At 47.8% G+C, this 16,852-nt stretch carries 16 protein-coding genes and 1 tRNA gene; all 17 read right to left on the reverse strand.

What is annotated here, in order from left to right:
• Positions 1-34: 34 nt before the first annotated feature.
• The 17 genes from IC617_RS13755 to IC617_RS13835 all read right to left on the reverse strand — a co-directional run bounded on the left by IC617_RS13755 (position 35) and on the right by IC617_RS13835 (position 16,518).
• Positions 35-1,300: a hypothetical protein gene (locus IC617_RS13755; RefSeq protein ID WP_191145564.1), complete on the reverse strand. Its 1,266-nt coding sequence runs from the start codon at positions 1,298-1,300 to the stop codon at positions 35-37.
• 89 nt (positions 1,301-1,389) lie between these two features.
• A complete protein-coding gene (rimI, locus tag IC617_RS13760) occupies positions 1,390-1,872 on the reverse strand; it encodes a ribosomal protein S18-alanine N-acetyltransferase (RefSeq protein ID WP_191145565.1) in 483 nt (160 codons plus the stop codon).
• On the reverse strand, positions 1,836-2,255 hold the full coding sequence (locus tag IC617_RS13765; protein ID WP_191145566.1) for a DNA polymerase III subunit psi: 420 nt from the start codon (positions 2,253-2,255) through the stop codon (positions 1,836-1,838). Before IC617_RS13765 ends, rimI begins: the two co-directional genes overlap by 37 nt.
• A gap of 74 nt (positions 2,256-2,329) precedes the next feature.
• Positions 2,330-3,118 (reverse strand): uroporphyrinogen-III C-methyltransferase, encoded by a 789-nt coding sequence (gene cobA, locus IC617_RS13770; RefSeq protein WP_191145567.1) that lies wholly within the window; start codon positions 3,116-3,118, stop codon positions 2,330-2,332.
• Between the two features lie 19 nt (positions 3,119-3,137).
• Positions 3,138-4,238, reverse strand: a complete 1,101-nt coding sequence (locus IC617_RS13775; RefSeq protein WP_191145568.1) for an ABC transporter substrate-binding protein — start codon at positions 4,236-4,238, stop codon at positions 3,138-3,140.
• Positions 4,235-4,876, reverse strand: a complete 642-nt coding sequence (locus tag IC617_RS13780; RefSeq protein ID WP_191145569.1) for an ANTAR domain-containing response regulator — start codon at positions 4,874-4,876, stop codon at positions 4,235-4,237. The genes IC617_RS13775 and IC617_RS13780 overlap by 4 nt, the downstream gene beginning before the upstream one ends.
• Before the next feature lie 275 nt (positions 4,877-5,151).
• A tRNA-Trp gene (locus IC617_RS13785) sits at positions 5,152-5,228 on the reverse strand.
• A gap of 72 nt (positions 5,229-5,300) precedes the next feature.
• A complete protein-coding gene (locus IC617_RS13790) occupies positions 5,301-7,208 on the reverse strand; it encodes a nucleoside-diphosphate sugar epimerase/dehydratase (protein ID WP_224746010.1) in 1,908 nt (635 codons plus the stop codon).
• An 86-nt stretch (positions 7,209-7,294) separates the two neighbouring features.
• Positions 7,295-8,470 (reverse strand): DegT/DnrJ/EryC1/StrS family aminotransferase, encoded by a 1,176-nt coding sequence (locus IC617_RS13795; RefSeq protein WP_191145570.1) that lies wholly within the window; start codon positions 8,468-8,470, stop codon positions 7,295-7,297.
• Between the two features lie 4 nt (positions 8,471-8,474).
• Positions 8,475-9,107 carry an acetyltransferase gene (locus IC617_RS13800; RefSeq protein WP_191145571.1) on the reverse strand — a complete coding sequence of 211 codons (633 nt, stop codon included), beginning with the start codon at positions 9,105-9,107 and terminating at the stop codon, positions 8,475-8,477.
• Entirely contained in the window at positions 9,104-9,694 is a 591-nt protein-coding gene (locus IC617_RS13805) for a sugar transferase (protein ID WP_369410406.1), read from the reverse strand. The genes IC617_RS13800 and IC617_RS13805 overlap by 4 nt, the downstream gene beginning before the upstream one ends.
• Complete coding sequence (locus IC617_RS19110; RefSeq protein WP_191145572.1) at positions 9,678-10,865, reverse strand: glycosyltransferase; 1,188 nt, start codon at positions 10,863-10,865, stop codon at positions 9,678-9,680. The genes IC617_RS13805 and IC617_RS19110 overlap by 17 nt, the downstream gene beginning before the upstream one ends.
• 9 nt (positions 10,866-10,874) lie before the next feature.
• Positions 10,875-12,050, reverse strand: coding sequence for a glycosyltransferase family 4 protein (locus IC617_RS13815; protein WP_191145573.1), 1,176 nt, complete (start codon positions 12,048-12,050; stop codon positions 10,875-10,877).
• A complete protein-coding gene (wzy, locus tag IC617_RS13820; RefSeq protein WP_191145574.1) occupies positions 12,047-13,414 on the reverse strand; it encodes an O-antigen polysaccharide polymerase Wzy in 1,368 nt (455 codons plus the stop codon). Before wzy ends, IC617_RS13815 begins: the two co-directional genes overlap by 4 nt.
• Entirely contained in the window at positions 13,395-14,495 is a 1,101-nt protein-coding gene (locus IC617_RS13825) for a glycosyltransferase (RefSeq protein ID WP_191145575.1), read from the reverse strand. The genes wzy and IC617_RS13825 overlap by 20 nt, the downstream gene beginning before the upstream one ends.
• Positions 14,486-15,754 (reverse strand): lipopolysaccharide biosynthesis protein, encoded by a 1,269-nt coding sequence (locus IC617_RS13830; RefSeq protein ID WP_191145576.1) that lies wholly within the window; start codon positions 15,752-15,754, stop codon positions 14,486-14,488. Before IC617_RS13830 ends, IC617_RS13825 begins: the two co-directional genes overlap by 10 nt.
• A gap of 2 nt (positions 15,755-15,756) precedes the next feature.
• Complete coding sequence (locus IC617_RS13835) at positions 15,757-16,518, reverse strand: PEP-CTERM sorting domain-containing protein (protein WP_191145577.1); 762 nt, start codon at positions 16,516-16,518, stop codon at positions 15,757-15,759.
• Between the last annotated feature and the right edge of the window lie 334 nt (positions 16,519-16,852).

Raw genomic sequence — 16,852 nt, forward strand, 5'->3', positions numbered from 1 at the left:
ACATTTGTGATCGCAATCTACTCTTTGGCCTGCATTAATCGACGACGTCGTGCCACTCACACGCCTCATGGCCATCATCAGAACTCATTGCGCCGTTCAAGCCAAAGACAATGACGTCCAGCACCTTATCATCGGTAAAATAGCTTTTGTGCGCCGCCATCGGCTCGGCAATACGAGCTAACCCAAACAGGTTAATCGGCGCTGCAACTTCGGTCACCACATTCACTAAAGTCGGGCACAAGCGCGGATCGACAAACTCATCAACAAATGATTGCGGCACCGTATAGCTAAATAGATCGTTGGGATCGGTAATCGACACTAGGCGTGTTTGCTTAACCAGTCGTTGCTCGGAATGAGCGCCTGAAGGTGAACAATATGCTGAATCCGGCTCTCGTAATTGCGGACTGGGGCGGCCCAATTGAAACAACTGTAACTGATTCGACAACATGTAGATGTTCAGCACCTTGTCTTTGAAAGCAGGATTGAAGCCTTGGCCCTGCTCGCCTCGCTCTGCAGCATCCTGAATCACATCAATGATGATCCGACTGCCCATACTGTGAGTGATCACCGCGTAATTAACGTCATGGGCAAAGGGTTGCTGCTGGTGATTCTGGCAATCAAAACTACTTTCGGAGTTGAGTTGCTGCCAGCTCGCCTGCGTCATTAGACAGGTAGCCGTTTCCACCGATTGGCGGATCTGATGCCCCGTTGGCCCCATGTAAATCATTGGGTCAGAGGCATGCATGTTGACCATTTCTTTGAGCTGCCGATTCACCGACACTCGCTGACTGGTCATCGCGGTGGACTCATCAAAAGCCAGCCGAGTTTTCTCTGCTGCAGCAATATCAGTCCAGCTCAGTTCAAACACCAACAGCTGGCGGTTGTCCTGAGCATTGCGAAACCGCGACACATTCAACTGGCCCAAACTGGCAGTTGAACCGCTTGGCGCTTCGCCCGTGTTGAGTTCATTGAGCTCCAATTTACGTGGGCGGGCATCCACCCGCGAGAGGCCCATGCGCTGCGCTAACGAAAAGCTCATGGCATCGGAGTAACCGCTAGGGTAATCGCCAGCACCATGGATCACCAACAGCCGTAGCTCGCGATCCTGATAAGGGTGTTGATTCGACCAATTTTGATTTAAACCGGCAAACGGCGCACCGTAGACTCGGCATTGACGTTGATAGGTTTGTTGGTCTTGTTGCAGAACGGCTTCGGTAACACCTTTGGCAATGCTCGAACAACCTTGTGTTATTAGCGTGATGCCAAAGCAAACAACCATCTGGCTGAATCGCTTGAACACTGTGAATCCTTGCCAGCAGAATGACTCGGGGCAGATTAACGATTCAAAATGACAAATTGATTAAGGCTGATCAGTGTAGGTATTTGACTTTAGCTAAGCGGGCGACTCATCAGCAAGCCATTCTCTCGGCCCCAGGGCGCACTGTAGTAATCTCGGCGAACGCCATCGAGCTCAAATCCGAGCGATTCATAAAGACCGATGGCACTGGTGTTACTTTCTCGCACTTCGAGCATCAGGCGCGTGACGCCGGTTTGCAGGCATTGGCCAATGGCATGTTCGATTAACTGGCGACCAAAACCTTTGCTCTGATGCTCTGGCGACACGGCAATATTGTGTAGAGTTGCCTCATCCGCAATTACCTCGACAATGTAAAAACCGAGAAGCTGCTGTGCTTGCATCAAGACGTAACCGAAATAGCGAGGAACACGCAAGGTATCGGCAAACAAGGTCGCCGACCAAGGGGTAAATTGGACTTGCTGTTCGATGGCGGCAACAGCTGCGACATCGCCCGAATTCATCGGCCTTAGCGCGGCGCTCAAGGCGTTTTCCGCCAACGCTTTAATTGCTGCCATAAAGCGCCTTTCTCGGCGCGATTGGTCGCCAGGTCATTAAGCCCCACAGATGAGGTGTGCTGACATTGCTCAGGGAATAGTTGCGCTGCTGGCGGTATCGCCAGCCACCACACGCCGACGATGGTTTGGCGCTGTGCAGGGGTCAATTGAGTGGCATCGTCAATTAGCAAGTAGTCGTGTGGTAACCAACCTACTGCGGTAATAATTGATGACAATAACTGCCGATGTTGCGTCACATCAGCAGCGCTGGCGATAATAGCGTATTCAGCAGCACCGCTTGGCTCAGGATAGATCCCCGCGGCGGCTCCTTGTTCTCCTGGCGCTTTGCGCTGCCAGCAGTCAACTCCGATTGCCTGTAAAACTTGCCACTGTGCTTGATTCATAAAGATACCTTCAATATCCAGCGGCTAGTTTACTCATTCACAACAGCAGAATCACCTGCTGTTTTTGTCACAATTTAAGCAACCACGCTATCGAGCCCATCGCCCAGCGTGTCGCTGAACTCAGAGGCTAACTCATCGGCTAGTAACACCGAATCACCAATCATGATCAACGCCGGCGATGGCAATTGCGCCTCGGCCACCCGCTCAACAATATTGCTCAGATCACCAATCACTTGTTGTTGTTCAACGGTACTGCCTTTACTGATCACGGCAATCGGCGTTGTCGCGGCACGACCTTGAGTGGCCAGCGTGGTGGTAATTTCTGGTAACTTACTCAAGCCCATATAAATCACCAGCGTGTGTTCTGGATGGACCAAGGCGCTCCAACCATTTGGCAATTTGCCGTCGCTACCGTGGGCAGTCAGGAATGTCACCGCGCGGGCCACCTGACGATGAGTTAGTGGGATGCCGGTAGCGGCAGCACAACCACTTGCTGCGGTGATCCCTGGGATCACCTGATACGCAATACCGGCCTCTCGCAATGCCAGCATTTCTTCGCCACCACGGCCAAAGACAAACGGATCGCCACCTTTCAAGCGCACCACATGGCGCGGTTGCTGAGCCAGCGTCACCAGCAATTGATCAATCTCTTGCTGCGACATTTGAATGCAGCCTTTGGCCTTACCCACGTAGATTTGCTGACAATGGGCTGGCGCATGTTGCAGCAGCTCAGGCGAAGACAAGCGGTCATATACAATGACATCAGCACTCTCTATGGCTCGTAGCGCTTTGAGGGTGATTAGCTCTGGATCACCGGGGCCGGCGCCGACTAAGCTTACGTGCCCTTTATTTGATTGTTTCATGTTGTTGCTCTCCGCTGGCTTAGGCCAGAGTAACCAAAGCAGGCATTTTATGGCCAGCAATTTCTGGCAGTGCCACACCAGCTAACTGCTCTGCTCGCGCCATGATCGCAGCGTCAAAACAGCCCTGAATTTTTGCCAAGGTTAGGTCATGCTCAGCGACGCAGCTACTCATGTGAGTTAACAGCCATTGCTGCTGAATTTCTGATAGTTGATTGGCTAACCGGCCGTAAAATTGATGATAGTTAGGCACATAAATTTGCTCGCCAAGCCGGTTTAACACCAGTTGACCGGAAATAGCAGGATTCAACGCCGCTTCGGGCAAATCAAGGTATTCAGGCCGCGCTAAAATGCGAATAGCCTGCTGATGATTGTCAGGCTCTCCGAGCCAAGCACACGCCGCCAAAATTGCCGCCAACAATTTTTCATATTGCTCTTGATGTTGAATCACCCAAGCTTGTGGCATCGCCAGCACTTTTTCTGGGGTCTGACTCCACAATTGGCAGCCCGCCGCCATAATCTCAGCGACGCCTCGCTGCACAGCAACAGAGCTCCACGGAGAGCCGACACAAAAACCGTCGATATGGCCATTGACTAAGCTGTCGACCATTTGCTCTGGTGGCAAGGTGACAATTTGCACGTCTTCTTTTGGATTCAAACCGGCATAGCGCAGCCATGCGTGCAGTTGAAAGGTGTGGACTGAATAGGGGTGTACCGTGGCTAGGGTAATTTTCTGCTCACGTTGTCGTACCCATTCGCCAAAGCTCTGGGCATTAACCATGGGATTGCCGCCAAGCTCGCCGCCAACAGCGCGTATCTGCGCGCAGCAGCGCGAAGACATGGAAATTGCATTACCATTGCAACCAAGACTCAAACTCATGTCCATGGGCATCGCCGGCCCCATCAAGCCGCCGTGGATTGCCAGCGACAGAGGCGCTAATAACTGCGCCCCTTGGATGATATTGGCATGCAATTTATCGCGAATCGCAGCCCATGAACGCTCACGCTGCAATTGCACGTTTAAGCCGTGCTGCTGATAAAACCCAAGTTGTTCAGCAATAATCAAAGGCGCACTATCGGTCAGCCTGACAAATCCTATTTTTATCGTTTCGTTGTTACTCATTGACCGATCCCATGTTCAACTTCCTTACCTACCGTTTGCCCACCCGCTTCGGGCAACAAAGCTTCAATCAGATTATCTGCCGCTTGCTCTAGGCGCCAACGCTGACGCATAGCCAAATCCCGCAAATGCTTATGGGCCTGCTGCTCGGTGAGCTTTTGGGTTGCCATCAGCAATCCTTTTGCCCGTTCAATCCGTTTACGTGCCTCAAGCTCAGCTTGGCTGTCGGCCAGCGCTTGCTTTAAACTCTGGTGTTGCTGAAACTGCACTACAGCCAAATCAATTGCCATTTTTACCAGCGATGGCTCAATGGTTTGCGTCATGTAGGCGCTAACTCCTGCTCCGACGGCTTGCTGCATAAAGTCAGGATTATCTTGCTGCGAAAACATCACCACAGGAATGGGGTGGTGATTATTTACAAACGACAGACTTTCTAAAATATCGCGATCGGGGGAATCCAATTCCATGATGACGATGTCTGGCATCGACAAGCCAATCTGATGCAGTAGTCCTGAAGCGTTGGGTAAGTTAGCGACAACATCAAAACCGTGGTCTCTTAAAGCGGTCTCCACCAAAGCGGCCCGCTCAACTTGGTCATCAACCAACATGACCTTGATCGCCGTGTTTTCAATTTGCTTCATTAATAGTTACTCAAATGCGCCTTTGCATTATCGACACAAGTGCTGAAATAGACCTTGTGTTTGTCCTTACAAAGACAAAAGCAAAGAGCAGGCCACTTAGATAATCTATTGATTTAATGTAAAAATAATTTTCAACGCACCGATATCGCGCATTAAATTTGGGAGCAAGGAAGTAGCAAGCACCAACAAATGAACCAAATTAGTGCAAAACAATGAGGCGTTGATTTATCAGCCGCTAGAATGACAAAACCCAGCCGAAGCTGGGTTTTGAAAATTGGCAGGGGCGGAGGGACTCGAACCCCCAACCATCGGTTTTGGAGACCGCTGTTCTACCAATTGGAACTACGCCCCTAGATAAGCGAGCGGGATTATACCTAAGCTCACCGAAAGGTAAAGCGCTTTTCTAAAAAAGCGATTTAATTGCTTAATTTGCAACCGCTGCGAGCTTTTGATCGCCGCCGGAGATCAAGGTCATCACCGGCTCGCTCGGATCGTAAGCCAATGGCGCTTCGAGCAAAATGCGTTTGATTTGATGCGCATCGTGACGCTCAAGTGCCACTTCTAACTTGTCCAGCAACGGAATAGTCTCAGACAGCGGCAATGACACTTCACTGGCCGACATAATTCGAGGATGCTGGGTATCAATGGTGTCTTCGCCAATCAGCAGCTCTTCATAGAGCTTTTCGCCGGGTCGCAAACCAGTAAAGCGAATTTCTATATCGCCATGAGGATTGCGCTCATCTTTGACTGAACGCCCCATCAGATGGACCATTTTGTACGCGAGCTCGACAATCCGGACCGGCGCGCCCATATCAAGCACGTAAACATTGCCGCCGGTTCCCATGGCTCCGGCTTGAATCACCAGTTGGGCCGCTTCTGGGATGGTCATAAAGTAGCGAATGATCTCAGGGTGAGTAACGGTAATTGGACCACCTTGAGCAATCTGCTTTTTGAACAGCGGCATCACTGAACCACTGCTATCTAACACGTTACCGAATCGAACCATAACAAAACGTGTGTTATGGGGCTCTTGCGCCAACGCCTGAAGCACCAGCTCTGCAAAGCGCTTGGTTGCCCCCATCACATTGGTTGGTCGTACCGCTTTGTCGGTTGACACCAATACAAATGTCTCGACATTGCAATCAATCGCCGCTTCTGCCGCTTCTTTGGTGCCAAAGATATTGTTACGGACACCAGACATGGAGTTGGCTTCGACGATCGGCACATGCTTGTATGCAGCAGCATGATAGACGGTATCGACGCGATACTGACGCATGGTGTTGCGCATCAGCTTACCATCCATCACCGAACCCAAGACCGACACCAACATGGTGCCCTGCTCTTTGGCTCGCTTGGTTAATTCATTGTCGATTTGATAAAGGTTGAACTCGCACAGTTCGAAAAACACTAACACTCGAGGTTGTTGGGCAAGCACCTGACGACACAGTTCAGAGCCAATGGAGCCGCCTGCGCCAGTGACCATCACCACTTTATTGCGGATGTTGCGCTCGAATAACTCAGGGATCGGTTGCACCGGCTCTCGGCCCAAGACTTCTTCAACCCGCACCGGACGCAATTCATCAATACGTTGCTTGCCACTGACGATGTCGGACATTTTCGGGACTTGCAGAACTTCCAACGCGTGCGGTTCGATTTTATGGATGAGCTCTCGGCGACGATCGGCAGTGGTATCGGGTAATGCCAGCAGCACTTTAATGCGGCCGTGGCGCTTTTTCAGTTTATCCAATTGGTCCAGGCTGTAAACGGCTAGGCCAAGCACTGTCGTGCCAACAAAGCGTTGTTTTTCATCAACAAAAGCAACCGGATGATAGTCGATACCGGCGTTAAGTGCGGTCACCAATTGACGACCGGCAGAGCCGACACCAAAGATCACAACCTTTTCTTTATTCATGGTTCGGTGCTGCGCGAAGCTCATACTGAGCAGCACCCGTGGCACGCTCATCAGCAACACCGACAAGGCACCAAATAAAATTGGAATGGAGCGGGGAATGAAGATCTCGGCAAGCAAGCCAGAAATGTACATGTAAGTGGCAGCAAGGATGACGCATGAAATGGATAAGATCCACTCGCTCCCAGTCATGAAGCGAGTCACCGTTCGGTAAACACCGGTAATTGATGCCAGCGCTATGCCCAAGCCAATTGAGGTCGTCAGAACCAGCAAGTGATCGAGGTGAAGCTCAGATGAGCTCCAACCTAATCGGAGCCAGAAGGCAGCGACAAACGCCAGGGACATGGCAAATGCATCGTAACCGACGACCAGCAACTGCTTGGCACGACGAGGCAAACGATCCAAAAGATCGGTATTCATCATAGCGCACAACCACTTATTATTAATTATGGAGTCGAACTTACCACCCTGACTAGACTTGTACAACAACCAACCAGTCAAAAAACTGACTAATCACTCAATTTCTTCGCCGCAACGTGAATTGCATCGACAATTTTATACATTTCAGCAACATCAATAGTCGGATGGACCATAAACATAAGGCTTGTGTCGCCAAGCTCTTTTGCAACCGGCAAACGCTCCTTGGGTCGCAAACCATTCCCTTCAAACGCTTTTTCTAGATAAACCTCAGAGCAAGAACCAGACATTGCAGGTAAACCGCACTCATTTAGGGCAGCCATAAAGGTTTCACGATTATAACCATTTGGTAACAACTCTGGACGAACAAAGACGTAGTGTTTGTAACGCGCATGGTCAATGTGAGCGGGAATTTCTGGGATCCGAATCCAAGGGTATACAGCCAGAGCCTCATCTAGGATCTTGGCCAATTGCTGACGCTTCGCTTTCCACTCTGGCATGCGTTGCAGTTGGATACGACCGATCGCCGATTGCATTTCGGTCAATCGCCAGTTGGTACCAAATGAATCGTGGAGCCAACGAAAACCCGGCGGATGCTCAGTGTGGTAGATTTTGTCGTAACTCTTACCATGGTCCTTGAACGACCAAGCCCGCTGCCACAGCGTTTCGTCGTTGGTGGTTACCATGCCGCCCTCGCCGCCTGTGGTCATGATCTTGTCCTGACAAAATGACCAAGCAGCAATATCACCAATACTGCCAACCGAACGACCTTTGTAACGCGCACCATGGGCCTGAGCACAGTCCTCAATCACCCTGATGTTGTGTTGAGCAGCCAACGACATAATGTCATCCATTTCACATGGCCAGCCCGCTAAATGAACGCAAATAATCGCCTTAGTGTGGCTAGTAATGTGTGGTGCGATGGTGGCCGCACTGATGTTCTGACTATCGGCATCGACATCAGCAAAGACTGGGGTTGCGCTGGCATTGACAATGGCACTAACCGACGCCAAAAAAGTTCGTGAGGTGACGATCACTTCATCGCCTTGACCAACGCCCAAGGCATGCAAAGCCAAATCCAAGGCGACAGTGCCGTTGGCAACCGCCACCGCGTATTGGCAATCAGCAAATGCGGCAAATTCTTTTTCAAATTCACGCCCTTCCTGCCCAGTCCAATAATTTACCTTGTTGGACAACAAGACGCGCTGCACTGCATCAGCCTCTTGTTGAGTAAAGCTCGGCCATGGCGAAATTTTGGTGTTCAACATCGAGTTATTCCTTTTTAGAAATAGGGCGAGCAGGCACGCCAACAAGGGTTTGGCCAGCCTGAGTAGAATGAATCAAGGTCGCACCTGCGCCAAGGGTGCAGTGGTCTGCAATGGTGATAAGTTGAATCACGTTTGCACCAATGCCCAACCAACAGAGCTCACCGACATGAACCATTCCAGCAATAGACACGCCCGGACAAACATGGCTATATGCTCCGATAACGCAGTCATGATCAATGGTTGCGCCAGTGTTGATAATGACCCCAAGTCCAATCTTGCTATCGGGGTTAATAATGGCGCCAGCACAAATCAAAACCCCTGACTCGATGACAACACTGTGAGCGATAATCGCAGTTGGATGAATCAAGGTAGCAAGCTGTGCTTTTGCGGCCAACAATTGCTGCAACCAACTTTGCCGTCCGGCACAACTCCCCATCGCGACAAAAAAGTGAGTGTGCTCGTTGATATAGCGACTAAAATCGCTCAGCGGCCCAGCCACGGGAAGACCTGCGCATTCACCGATGCGTTCGAAAGCATCATCCAAAAACAATAATTTGTCGTAATCTTGTGATAACTGAGCAACATCGGCGACGACCTTACCATGGCCACCCGCCCCAAGGATCACTAGACGCGTCATGCGTTGCCCTCAAACTTACTCATGGTTGCCTCACCTTCACCACTAATACCATCGCGCTTGATGACCTTAAGCACCGTCAGCCAGATAATTTTAAGGTCGAGCCATATCGATTGGTGGTCGACATACCAGACGTCATAATCAAATTTTTGTTGCCATGAAATGGCATTGCGGCCATTGACTTGTGCCCAGCCTGTAATGCCTGGAGGCATTTCATGGCGGCGGCGCTGGTGTTCGCTGTATAACGGTAGATACTCCATCAACAACGGTCTGGGCCCTACTAGACTCATATTGCCAACCAGCACATTCCACAACTCGGGCAACTCATCAAGGCTAGTCGAGCGCAAGAAACGGCCAAAACTGGTCAGTCGTTCACTATCGGGCAACAACTCGCCGCTGTCGTCGCGAGCATCGGTCATGGTTCGGAATTTATACATTTTGAATGGGCGCCCGTGTTTACCGGGCCGAACTTGGCTGAACAACACCGGTCGTCCCAACTTGACCGCAACTAGCAACGCAACGATCAGCAACACCGGCCACAACAGCAACAGAGCGACAATCGCTGCAAACAGATCAAGCAGACGTTTCACAGTGACTCTCCTGATTGGTTCTTGGTGATAATGCGTGCTCGGATAACAACGCCTGATAGTAACGCGCAATATCTCCTGCGTTGTTTTTCACATTCAACAAGTAAGCGGCCAATTCATAGCCTTGGGCAGCGAACTGCTGACGTTTTTCTGGGTTCGCCAAAGCATCGGCAATAGCATCAGCCAAAGCTTTCGGATCAGCTTTGGGCACTAACCAGCCAGTTTGGTCTGGTTTAATGAGGTCGGGAAAACCACCCACATTACTGGTGATTGTTGCTACACCGGACAATAAAGATTCAACCGCGCCGCCAACATTTTCCGAATGAGAAGGATGAATCGCGACATCAAGCTCCGCGTAGATATCCTGCACATCATGACGAGTGCCAGTGAAAATAAAGCGGCCGTGGTGCTTTTGCGCCGCATAGGCTTTGACCGAGTCAAAGTAGTCTTGCGAATCTCCCCATGGACCACCAACAAAGATGCAGTGCAAATCAGGCCGTTGTCGAGCAACCAAATCTACCGCATCAATTAAATCTTCATGACCTTTTAAGCCGCGCTTTTGGCCGAGGTACTTCTTCGGCGGATAAAAGTAAGCGATGTTACCAATGACTGGCGCATCATCCGGAATATCAAACTCCTGATGCAACTTCCCTTTGTTCTGGCCATGGTGAGCCTCAACATCGACGCCATAATAAGCCAACCCGAGCCGTTCAGAATCAATGCCATTTTTCAAATAGCATTGCCGAGTCCACTCACAAGATGCCAGCCAATAATCAGCTTTTGATGCCGTCCACAAATCAACTCGACGGAACAAACCATGTTCTAGGTGCAGTGGCCCTGGCACATGAAAAATACGCGGAATCGGATGGTTGCGGCCCAATGCCAAGCGCATGGTCAAGGTCGTCGCCACAAAGTGAGAGTGAATGATGTCGGGTTGAACGTCGGCAACGAGCTGCCTGAACTGCCGAAATAATTTTATATTTGCCCACGGCTTTTTGATGTTGAGTGCCGTTTGCAGAATATGAACCTTAACGCCCTGAGAACGATACTTTTCAACCATTGGCCCGTCGGGTAATGCCAAGTGAACTTCGACACCAAGCTTAATCAATTCACGTGTTTGTCTTAGCGCCCAACTGGCACCAACGGCAGTTTTTAATAGATGTAAAACTTTCACGGCAACTTCCTATGTCGATGCAGACAATACGCGTTGTTGATAGTCCAAATAGAAATTGGTTCTTCGTTCAACCAGAACGTCTAGCTCATATTCTCGGCTCTTTGCTAAATTGTTTGCCGATGCTTGCGTTAGAGTTTGGGGCGATAGGCACAACGATGCCAGCGTGTCGGCTAAGCCCTTGGCATCGTCTTTATCAACCAAGAATTGCTCGGGCAACAATTCAGGAATACCACCAACGTTTGAGGCCACACAAGGCAGCCCTCTAGCCATCGCTTCAATCAACGCTCGTGGCAAACCTTCGGTGCGCGACGGCATCACAAACACCTCAGCATCATCGAGATAACGAATCACATCGGCGTGGTTGATCGCACCGACAAACTCAAAATTGTTCGAACAGTGTTTTTGCGCGGCGAGTTGTTGCATTGAGCCCAAGAACCGGCCGGCCCCTAGCATGACGACTTTCAGCTCAACGCCTTGTTGTTTGAGCAGCCTAACGGCTTCAATCAATACATCAGGCCCTTTGTAGAGCTGCTCAAAGGAACCAACAAATACAAGCTTTGACGCATTGGCTGAATAATTACGTGGTAGCGCTCGTATGGATTCCTTTGGTAACTCAATATCAGAGCAACCTACCGAAATGTTGCCACTTGCCGTGTTATAGCGACGCTGCAGGTATTCTTGAGTCACATAGCAAGCTGCCGCTGCCTTCTTACAGATACGCTGCAAACTTAAATAAGTTGCCACGCCCAGCACTTTGTCAAACAAAGTGCCAGTGATCCCTGAATTGAATACATCGAGTGGATCGCCAACGACTTCGACAGCATATGGTTTCACTGGTTTAGCAAGAAAACAGGCGATACTGGCGGATTGAGAAGGGACTCGAAATATTGCCCCATCAGACTGACGTAATTGATGATGAATAACTCGCCGGATAGCGAACATATTTTTTAGCAGGCCGACGAAACCGACGTAATAGGGTAATGCAACGAACTCAACTTTATTGCCACTTGATAGACGCCAAGATGGATCGGTCTGTTCAACGTCAAGAATTCTAGCGACGACAGTAACGTGATCAAACACCTTTAAATAGCGAAGCCAGAACTCATATAAAAAGACACTGTCAGTCCAAACTTGGCCATCTGGAGTTCGATAAAACCTGAACTCACACGTTACAGCGAGTTTCATAGCGCGCCTTTAGAGTTTTTTCGAAACATTATCATTAGTGCGCCAGTTACAACAACTCCAAGAATTATTTGGACCGGCACATGAGCAAAGCTATTTCTAATCATGACAAACAGAGGCAATAAGCTCACACCAAGCAAGACATCTCCAACTAGAGTCGAACGCAGATTGTCCAACATAGCGAGTACCGCTCCGAATAATACGAAAAGAATGAACACCCCCGATTCACCGAAATTTATGTATGCTTCAGCGACAGGAGAAAAACCAATTGGCCCAGTCCTTTCAATCACTTTCACATTCAATAGTCGATGATCTTCTGCCGCAGGTAGTCGCTCCATCTGAGGAATGAGCAATGCTAGTTGCCTTTCAATAGGCGCCCAATAACTTGCCCCCATTAAAAGCTCATCGCCACTGCGACGCCATCGAATAACTTCATCAACTGCACGCAAACTAGATCCCATTTCAGCTACAGCATTTAATGGATTCATCGACATTTCCTGAGAGCCGCTGTAATCGCCAGAAACCCTCAAGTTCTTAACGATACCTGCGCTGATCAAAAAAACAATGATTGCCAAAACAAGCAAAGCGCCGTTCATTGGTTTACATTTTCGACCCAACATACAAGCGCCAACAGCAGAAGGAAACATTACTTCGCCCCTCAACCCAAGCTTAAAAGCAACGAGGGCCCAAATTGCAAACACGACGAAATAGCGGTTGCCAAAAGATTTGTCATAGCAAACCGTCAGCAATACCATCCCCAGCCCTATAAATAAGTAGATATACGTAAATAGCAACCCCACTATTGGCGTACTATCGACCACACTCAAATAGCTGCCATAAGAGGCAATGGCTCCAGTAGCAATTGCCACCATAAAGAATAAGACGACCACTGCAGAGACCATTAAACCGCCTATATCAAAAAGCTTCTTTTGATACTCTGTTGTATTTAGTGGGCCAGCTAATTGTTGCGGTTTAGTACAAACAACAACACCAATACCTAACGCTAAGAAAGACAAATTTATCAGGTGAATTGCATTGTAAGTTTCTTCACTTGAGAACCAGAAACTGATTTGATAGAGAATGTCTTCGTCAGTGATTCCACCCATCCCACTAGCTAAGATGAGTCCACCGTGGAAAACGCCAAAGGCAATAAAAAAAATAAAGCTAATAGACCAAACGCCTTTGGGGACAGTGTTAGCAATGATAAAGGCGGTGACCAACCAATTGAAATTAGTTATCACTTCAAGGTCTGCTCTTGATGTTTCAAACACATCAAAATACGAGGCGAAAACTAAAACGCTAATTGTCGCTAATACAAGGCCTGCAAGTAACTGTCGGCTTTGATCGTTAACTTCTATACGCGCCATACAATTGGTCTATATTGGCTTCTAGGCGAAAATCGCTAGACATAAATTCATTACGAGATTTCTCCTTATCCACCGGCTGTTGGATAAGTTCTTCAATCCTGCTAGACCAAAATTCCAGTGGTGCGTCTAATGGCACAGTAACCACAGTGTTCAATTGCCGTGATATTTCGACAATACCAGGGATCTCAGACCCAACAACAGGGGTTCCCAAACAAGCACTTTCAATAACTGCCCCGGGAAGACCTTCCCAAGCCGATGGAAACAACATCAGGCTTGAATGATAAACAAATGGGTAAACGTCAGCTTTCTCGCCCAAAAAGGTCACCCTATCAAAGCACTTGTAGCGCTTAAATATGTCTATCATCATCGACTTAATATGAGGGTCTTCTTTACCGATTAACACTAGCTGGGCATCGTCATTCTTTTGCGCGAAGTTGGAAAAAATATGAGCTAAGCCCTTATGGTTTTTTTGCTCATGCATACGCGCTACATTGACAATTACATCTTGTCCAGAATAGCCAGAAATGTATTTCGCCCAGAAATTCTTCTGGAATTCCGGTAACGCAATATCAAAGCCATTATAAATCACCGAAAACTTTGTGTTATCTCGCCAACTTGGTGGCCAAAATGCGTCCATAGCGCCCTGACAAACGGCTAAAATTTTAGACGCGGAGAGCAACAGTAAACGCCTCAACACAAAATCTCTAAGCTTACGGAAGGTTGATTTGTGCTGAACATCGTGAGTACTGCGAAAATGAGCAATTGTTGTGTTAATACCTACGATTTTAGCTAACGCTAGAATGATACCCGACACTAGAGAAACATGAGAATGAACAATATCATATTGGCCTTGGCGTAAAATTCGAATGAACTGAAAGGGAAATTTAGCCCCTAACTTGCAATAATGAATCTTACATCCTTGCTCAATAAGAGAGCTATCTAACACTCCCTTGGAGCCACTTAACACTAGGAAATCAAACTCCACGCCCCGTCGTTTCATGCCTTCTATACCAGAAATCGTCCGTAGCTCAGCGCCCCCTCTATTCATAATCCCAAAGACATGCAACACTTTTACTGACAACTTTTTTCTCTCTTTTCAAAGCAACTAATGACCGTGCGATTAATAAGCACAAAATAGCAAATCATCTCTACAGATACCGCGATTAACATCGCTAAACTAGCGCCAAGCAAATTGAGCGTCGGCACCAACAAAAAACAGCTTAGAGTCAAGGTGATAATACCGGCAGTATATATACGGGTTTGGAGACGAAACTCCTTCATAGAACTCATCGCAGTGCCAATGAAGATGTAACAGTAACGTAGCGCCGCTGCAGCCATAATAATCACTAACTCCAGGTGATAGTCTGCAATGGATTCGTTATATACGAATCTTAAAAGCCAAGATCCGAACAACCAACTGAAGATAATCGCACTGGCGCCAATAACTAAGCCCGATAAACACATCAGCCGAACTAATTGAGTGAACTCTGCTCGCTTATCATTAACGAAAAATCTGGCTAACCTTGGCGAGCAGGATTGAGAAATGCTATTAATGACGATAGCGCCAGCAACCATAAAGTAACTCAGCGTCGCAAAGTAACCTGCAGATTCTATGCTTATGTGGCTAGCTAAAAAGTAATTTGGGACGTTAAAAAACAAGGCAGATATAACTGCTGACACCGCCAACGTACGGTAACGAACGAAAAGGCCAAAAATAGCTTTAACTGACTTTGTCGCCAAGATATTTATCGGCAGCGATTCGGAATCATGCTTTGCTATCAGCTTTTTGAATAAGATGTATTCTAAACCGGTAAAAGTGATGGCATTCAGCAACCAAATTGTTAGGACATAATTGAGCTCAAAAGACGAGAAGCCACCAAGTAGCAACAGAGAAATGGAGAAAATCGATTTTAGCGAAACAATGACTGCAGACAGCTTAAAATATGATGTACGACGATAGTAGGCATGAATAAATTCAGACAAAGAATCAATATATTTGTAAAGTAGAATAATCAGAAAATATATTGGCTCTATAGCAGAAGGGGCCAAGCGAAATAGACAGTATGCAATCACTACGGCCGCCCCACCAACTAGCATTCTAGCTTGCCAGTAAGTAGACAACGAATAGTCCCAAGTGACGTCGACGACCAGCAGAGTACGAAGATTCAAACTAATTAATAAAAAAATAGGCGCACAAATAGAAAGGCTTAAAACGACTTGACCTAATTGCTCAGCACTAAACGTCTTACTCAATATGATTAAAAGTGCCCAATTCGACAACGCAAGTGAAGTATTAGCTATTAAGCTAAAAGCCGAGTCACTTTTAATCCCACCACTCATGTCTAACCCATCTCGCGGTAGGAATCAGTAGATCTTTTCTGCCGTATTATATAAAGAACGCCAAAACCTAAAATAAACATAAAGATGGTCGTAGGCTCAGGTATTGATTCTTTCGTTGCAAGGCGCATTGGCTGGATTAACTGTTTGTCGCGAACCAAAAAAGTACCAACCGAGTCTTTTCCATAAAATGGATTAGCTATTTCTGCGTTACTGATATACGTACTTTGCCCGCTATTACTATATCGAGAGCCACTAGATGCATCGGTGAAAGAATACGTCCCATTCTGAATTCGTGCAAAATACTGCTGTCCATCATCGCTACTATCGGAAAGAAAACCCAAACTATACATTGTGTTAACTTGTTCCAACAGAAGGTCATAGCGGCTGTCTCTACGAATGAAATACTCCCAAGTATCACCGAATAAGTTGACTAGCAGTTCTGGGCTTACCCGACCGAAACTAGAACTTGTCAGAAGTGCAAACCGTTGTTCAGGTGCTGATATACGATAATCAAGGCCCATCAACATATCGTTGAACTCTGTAGTTGATGCAACGCGCCACCCCTCAAACAATTGGCCTGCGGCAGTTTGTTCAACTACGGAATGATAAGACTGCCCTTCCGTATAAGTTAAAGAAAGCCACTCCAAACCATCGTCTCGATCATCTAGCACACCACTAAACTGAGAGAAAACGGAAGGTATGAGCGCCGCGCTGGTAGAAAAACTGGCGGGTACTGCAATTATTAAAAGTAATATTCTTATCATTCTCACTTAGAAGGCCCTACTACAAGCGACTGAGCATTTATTTTTGAATGCATAGTAAAGTTTCGCTGTAACTTGCCAGTAACAAGATAATTATGCAATAGAAATAGTGAGTTACTTTTTCCCTAATGTTGTTTTTGCCATAAATAGCACATCCAATCACTTATATTTACAAGGGATATTTATAACATACAAAGAAAAAGTTGAACTTTAAGACACTTGAGGGCGAAGCAGTCGAGCCCTTAAACGCAAAAAAGCCCGACTCTTTCGAATCGGGCTTTTGCTTTATTAGGTGCCTGGCGGTGACCTACTCTCACATGGGGAAGCCCCACACTAC

This window comes from Neiella litorisoli, assembly GCF_014773395.1.
Lineage (GTDB): Bacteria > Pseudomonadota > Gammaproteobacteria > Enterobacterales > Neiellaceae > Neiella > Neiella litorisoli.

What these genes read in the sequence shown, in the direction of transcription:
- rimI (WP_191145565.1), bottom strand. Translation starts at nt 1,872, where the DNA reads ATGGCAGCAATTAAAGCGTTGGCGGAAAACGCCTTGAGCGCCGCGCTA.
- IC617_RS13765 (WP_191145566.1), bottom strand. Translation starts at nt 2,255, where the DNA reads ATGAATCAAGCACAGTGGCAAGTTTTACAGGCAATCGGAGTTGACTGC.
- cobA (WP_191145567.1), bottom strand. Translation starts at nt 3,118, where the DNA reads ATGAAACAATCAAATAAAGGGCACGTAAGCTTAGTCGGCGCCGGCCCC.
- IC617_RS13775 (WP_191145568.1), bottom strand. Translation starts at nt 4,238, where the DNA reads ATGAGTAACAACGAAACGATAAAAATAGGATTTGTCAGGCTGACCGAT.
- IC617_RS13780 (WP_191145569.1), bottom strand. Translation starts at nt 4,876, where the DNA reads ATGAAGCAAATTGAAAACACGGCGATCAAGGTCATGTTGGTTGATGAC.
- IC617_RS13790 (WP_224746010.1), bottom strand. Translation starts at nt 7,208, where the DNA reads ATGATGAATACCGATCTTTTGGATCGTTTGCCTCGTCGTGCCAAGCAG.
- IC617_RS13795 (WP_191145570.1), bottom strand. Translation starts at nt 8,470, where the DNA reads ATGTTGAACACCAAAATTTCGCCATGGCCGAGCTTTACTCAACAAGAG.
- IC617_RS13800 (WP_191145571.1), bottom strand. Translation starts at nt 9,107, where the DNA reads ATGACGCGTCTAGTGATCCTTGGGGCGGGTGGCCATGGTAAGGTCGTC.
- IC617_RS13815 (WP_191145573.1), bottom strand. Translation starts at nt 12,050, where the DNA reads ATGAAACTCGCTGTAACGTGTGAGTTCAGGTTTTATCGAACTCCAGAT.
- wzy (WP_191145574.1), bottom strand. Translation starts at nt 13,414, where the DNA reads ATGGCGCGTATAGAAGTTAACGATCAAAGCCGACAGTTACTTGCAGGC.
- IC617_RS13830 (WP_191145576.1), bottom strand. Translation starts at nt 15,754, where the DNA reads ATGAGTGGTGGGATTAAAAGTGACTCGGCTTTTAGCTTAATAGCTAAT.
- IC617_RS13835 (WP_191145577.1), bottom strand. Translation starts at nt 16,518, where the DNA reads ATGATAAGAATATTACTTTTAATAATTGCAGTACCCGCCAGTTTTTCT.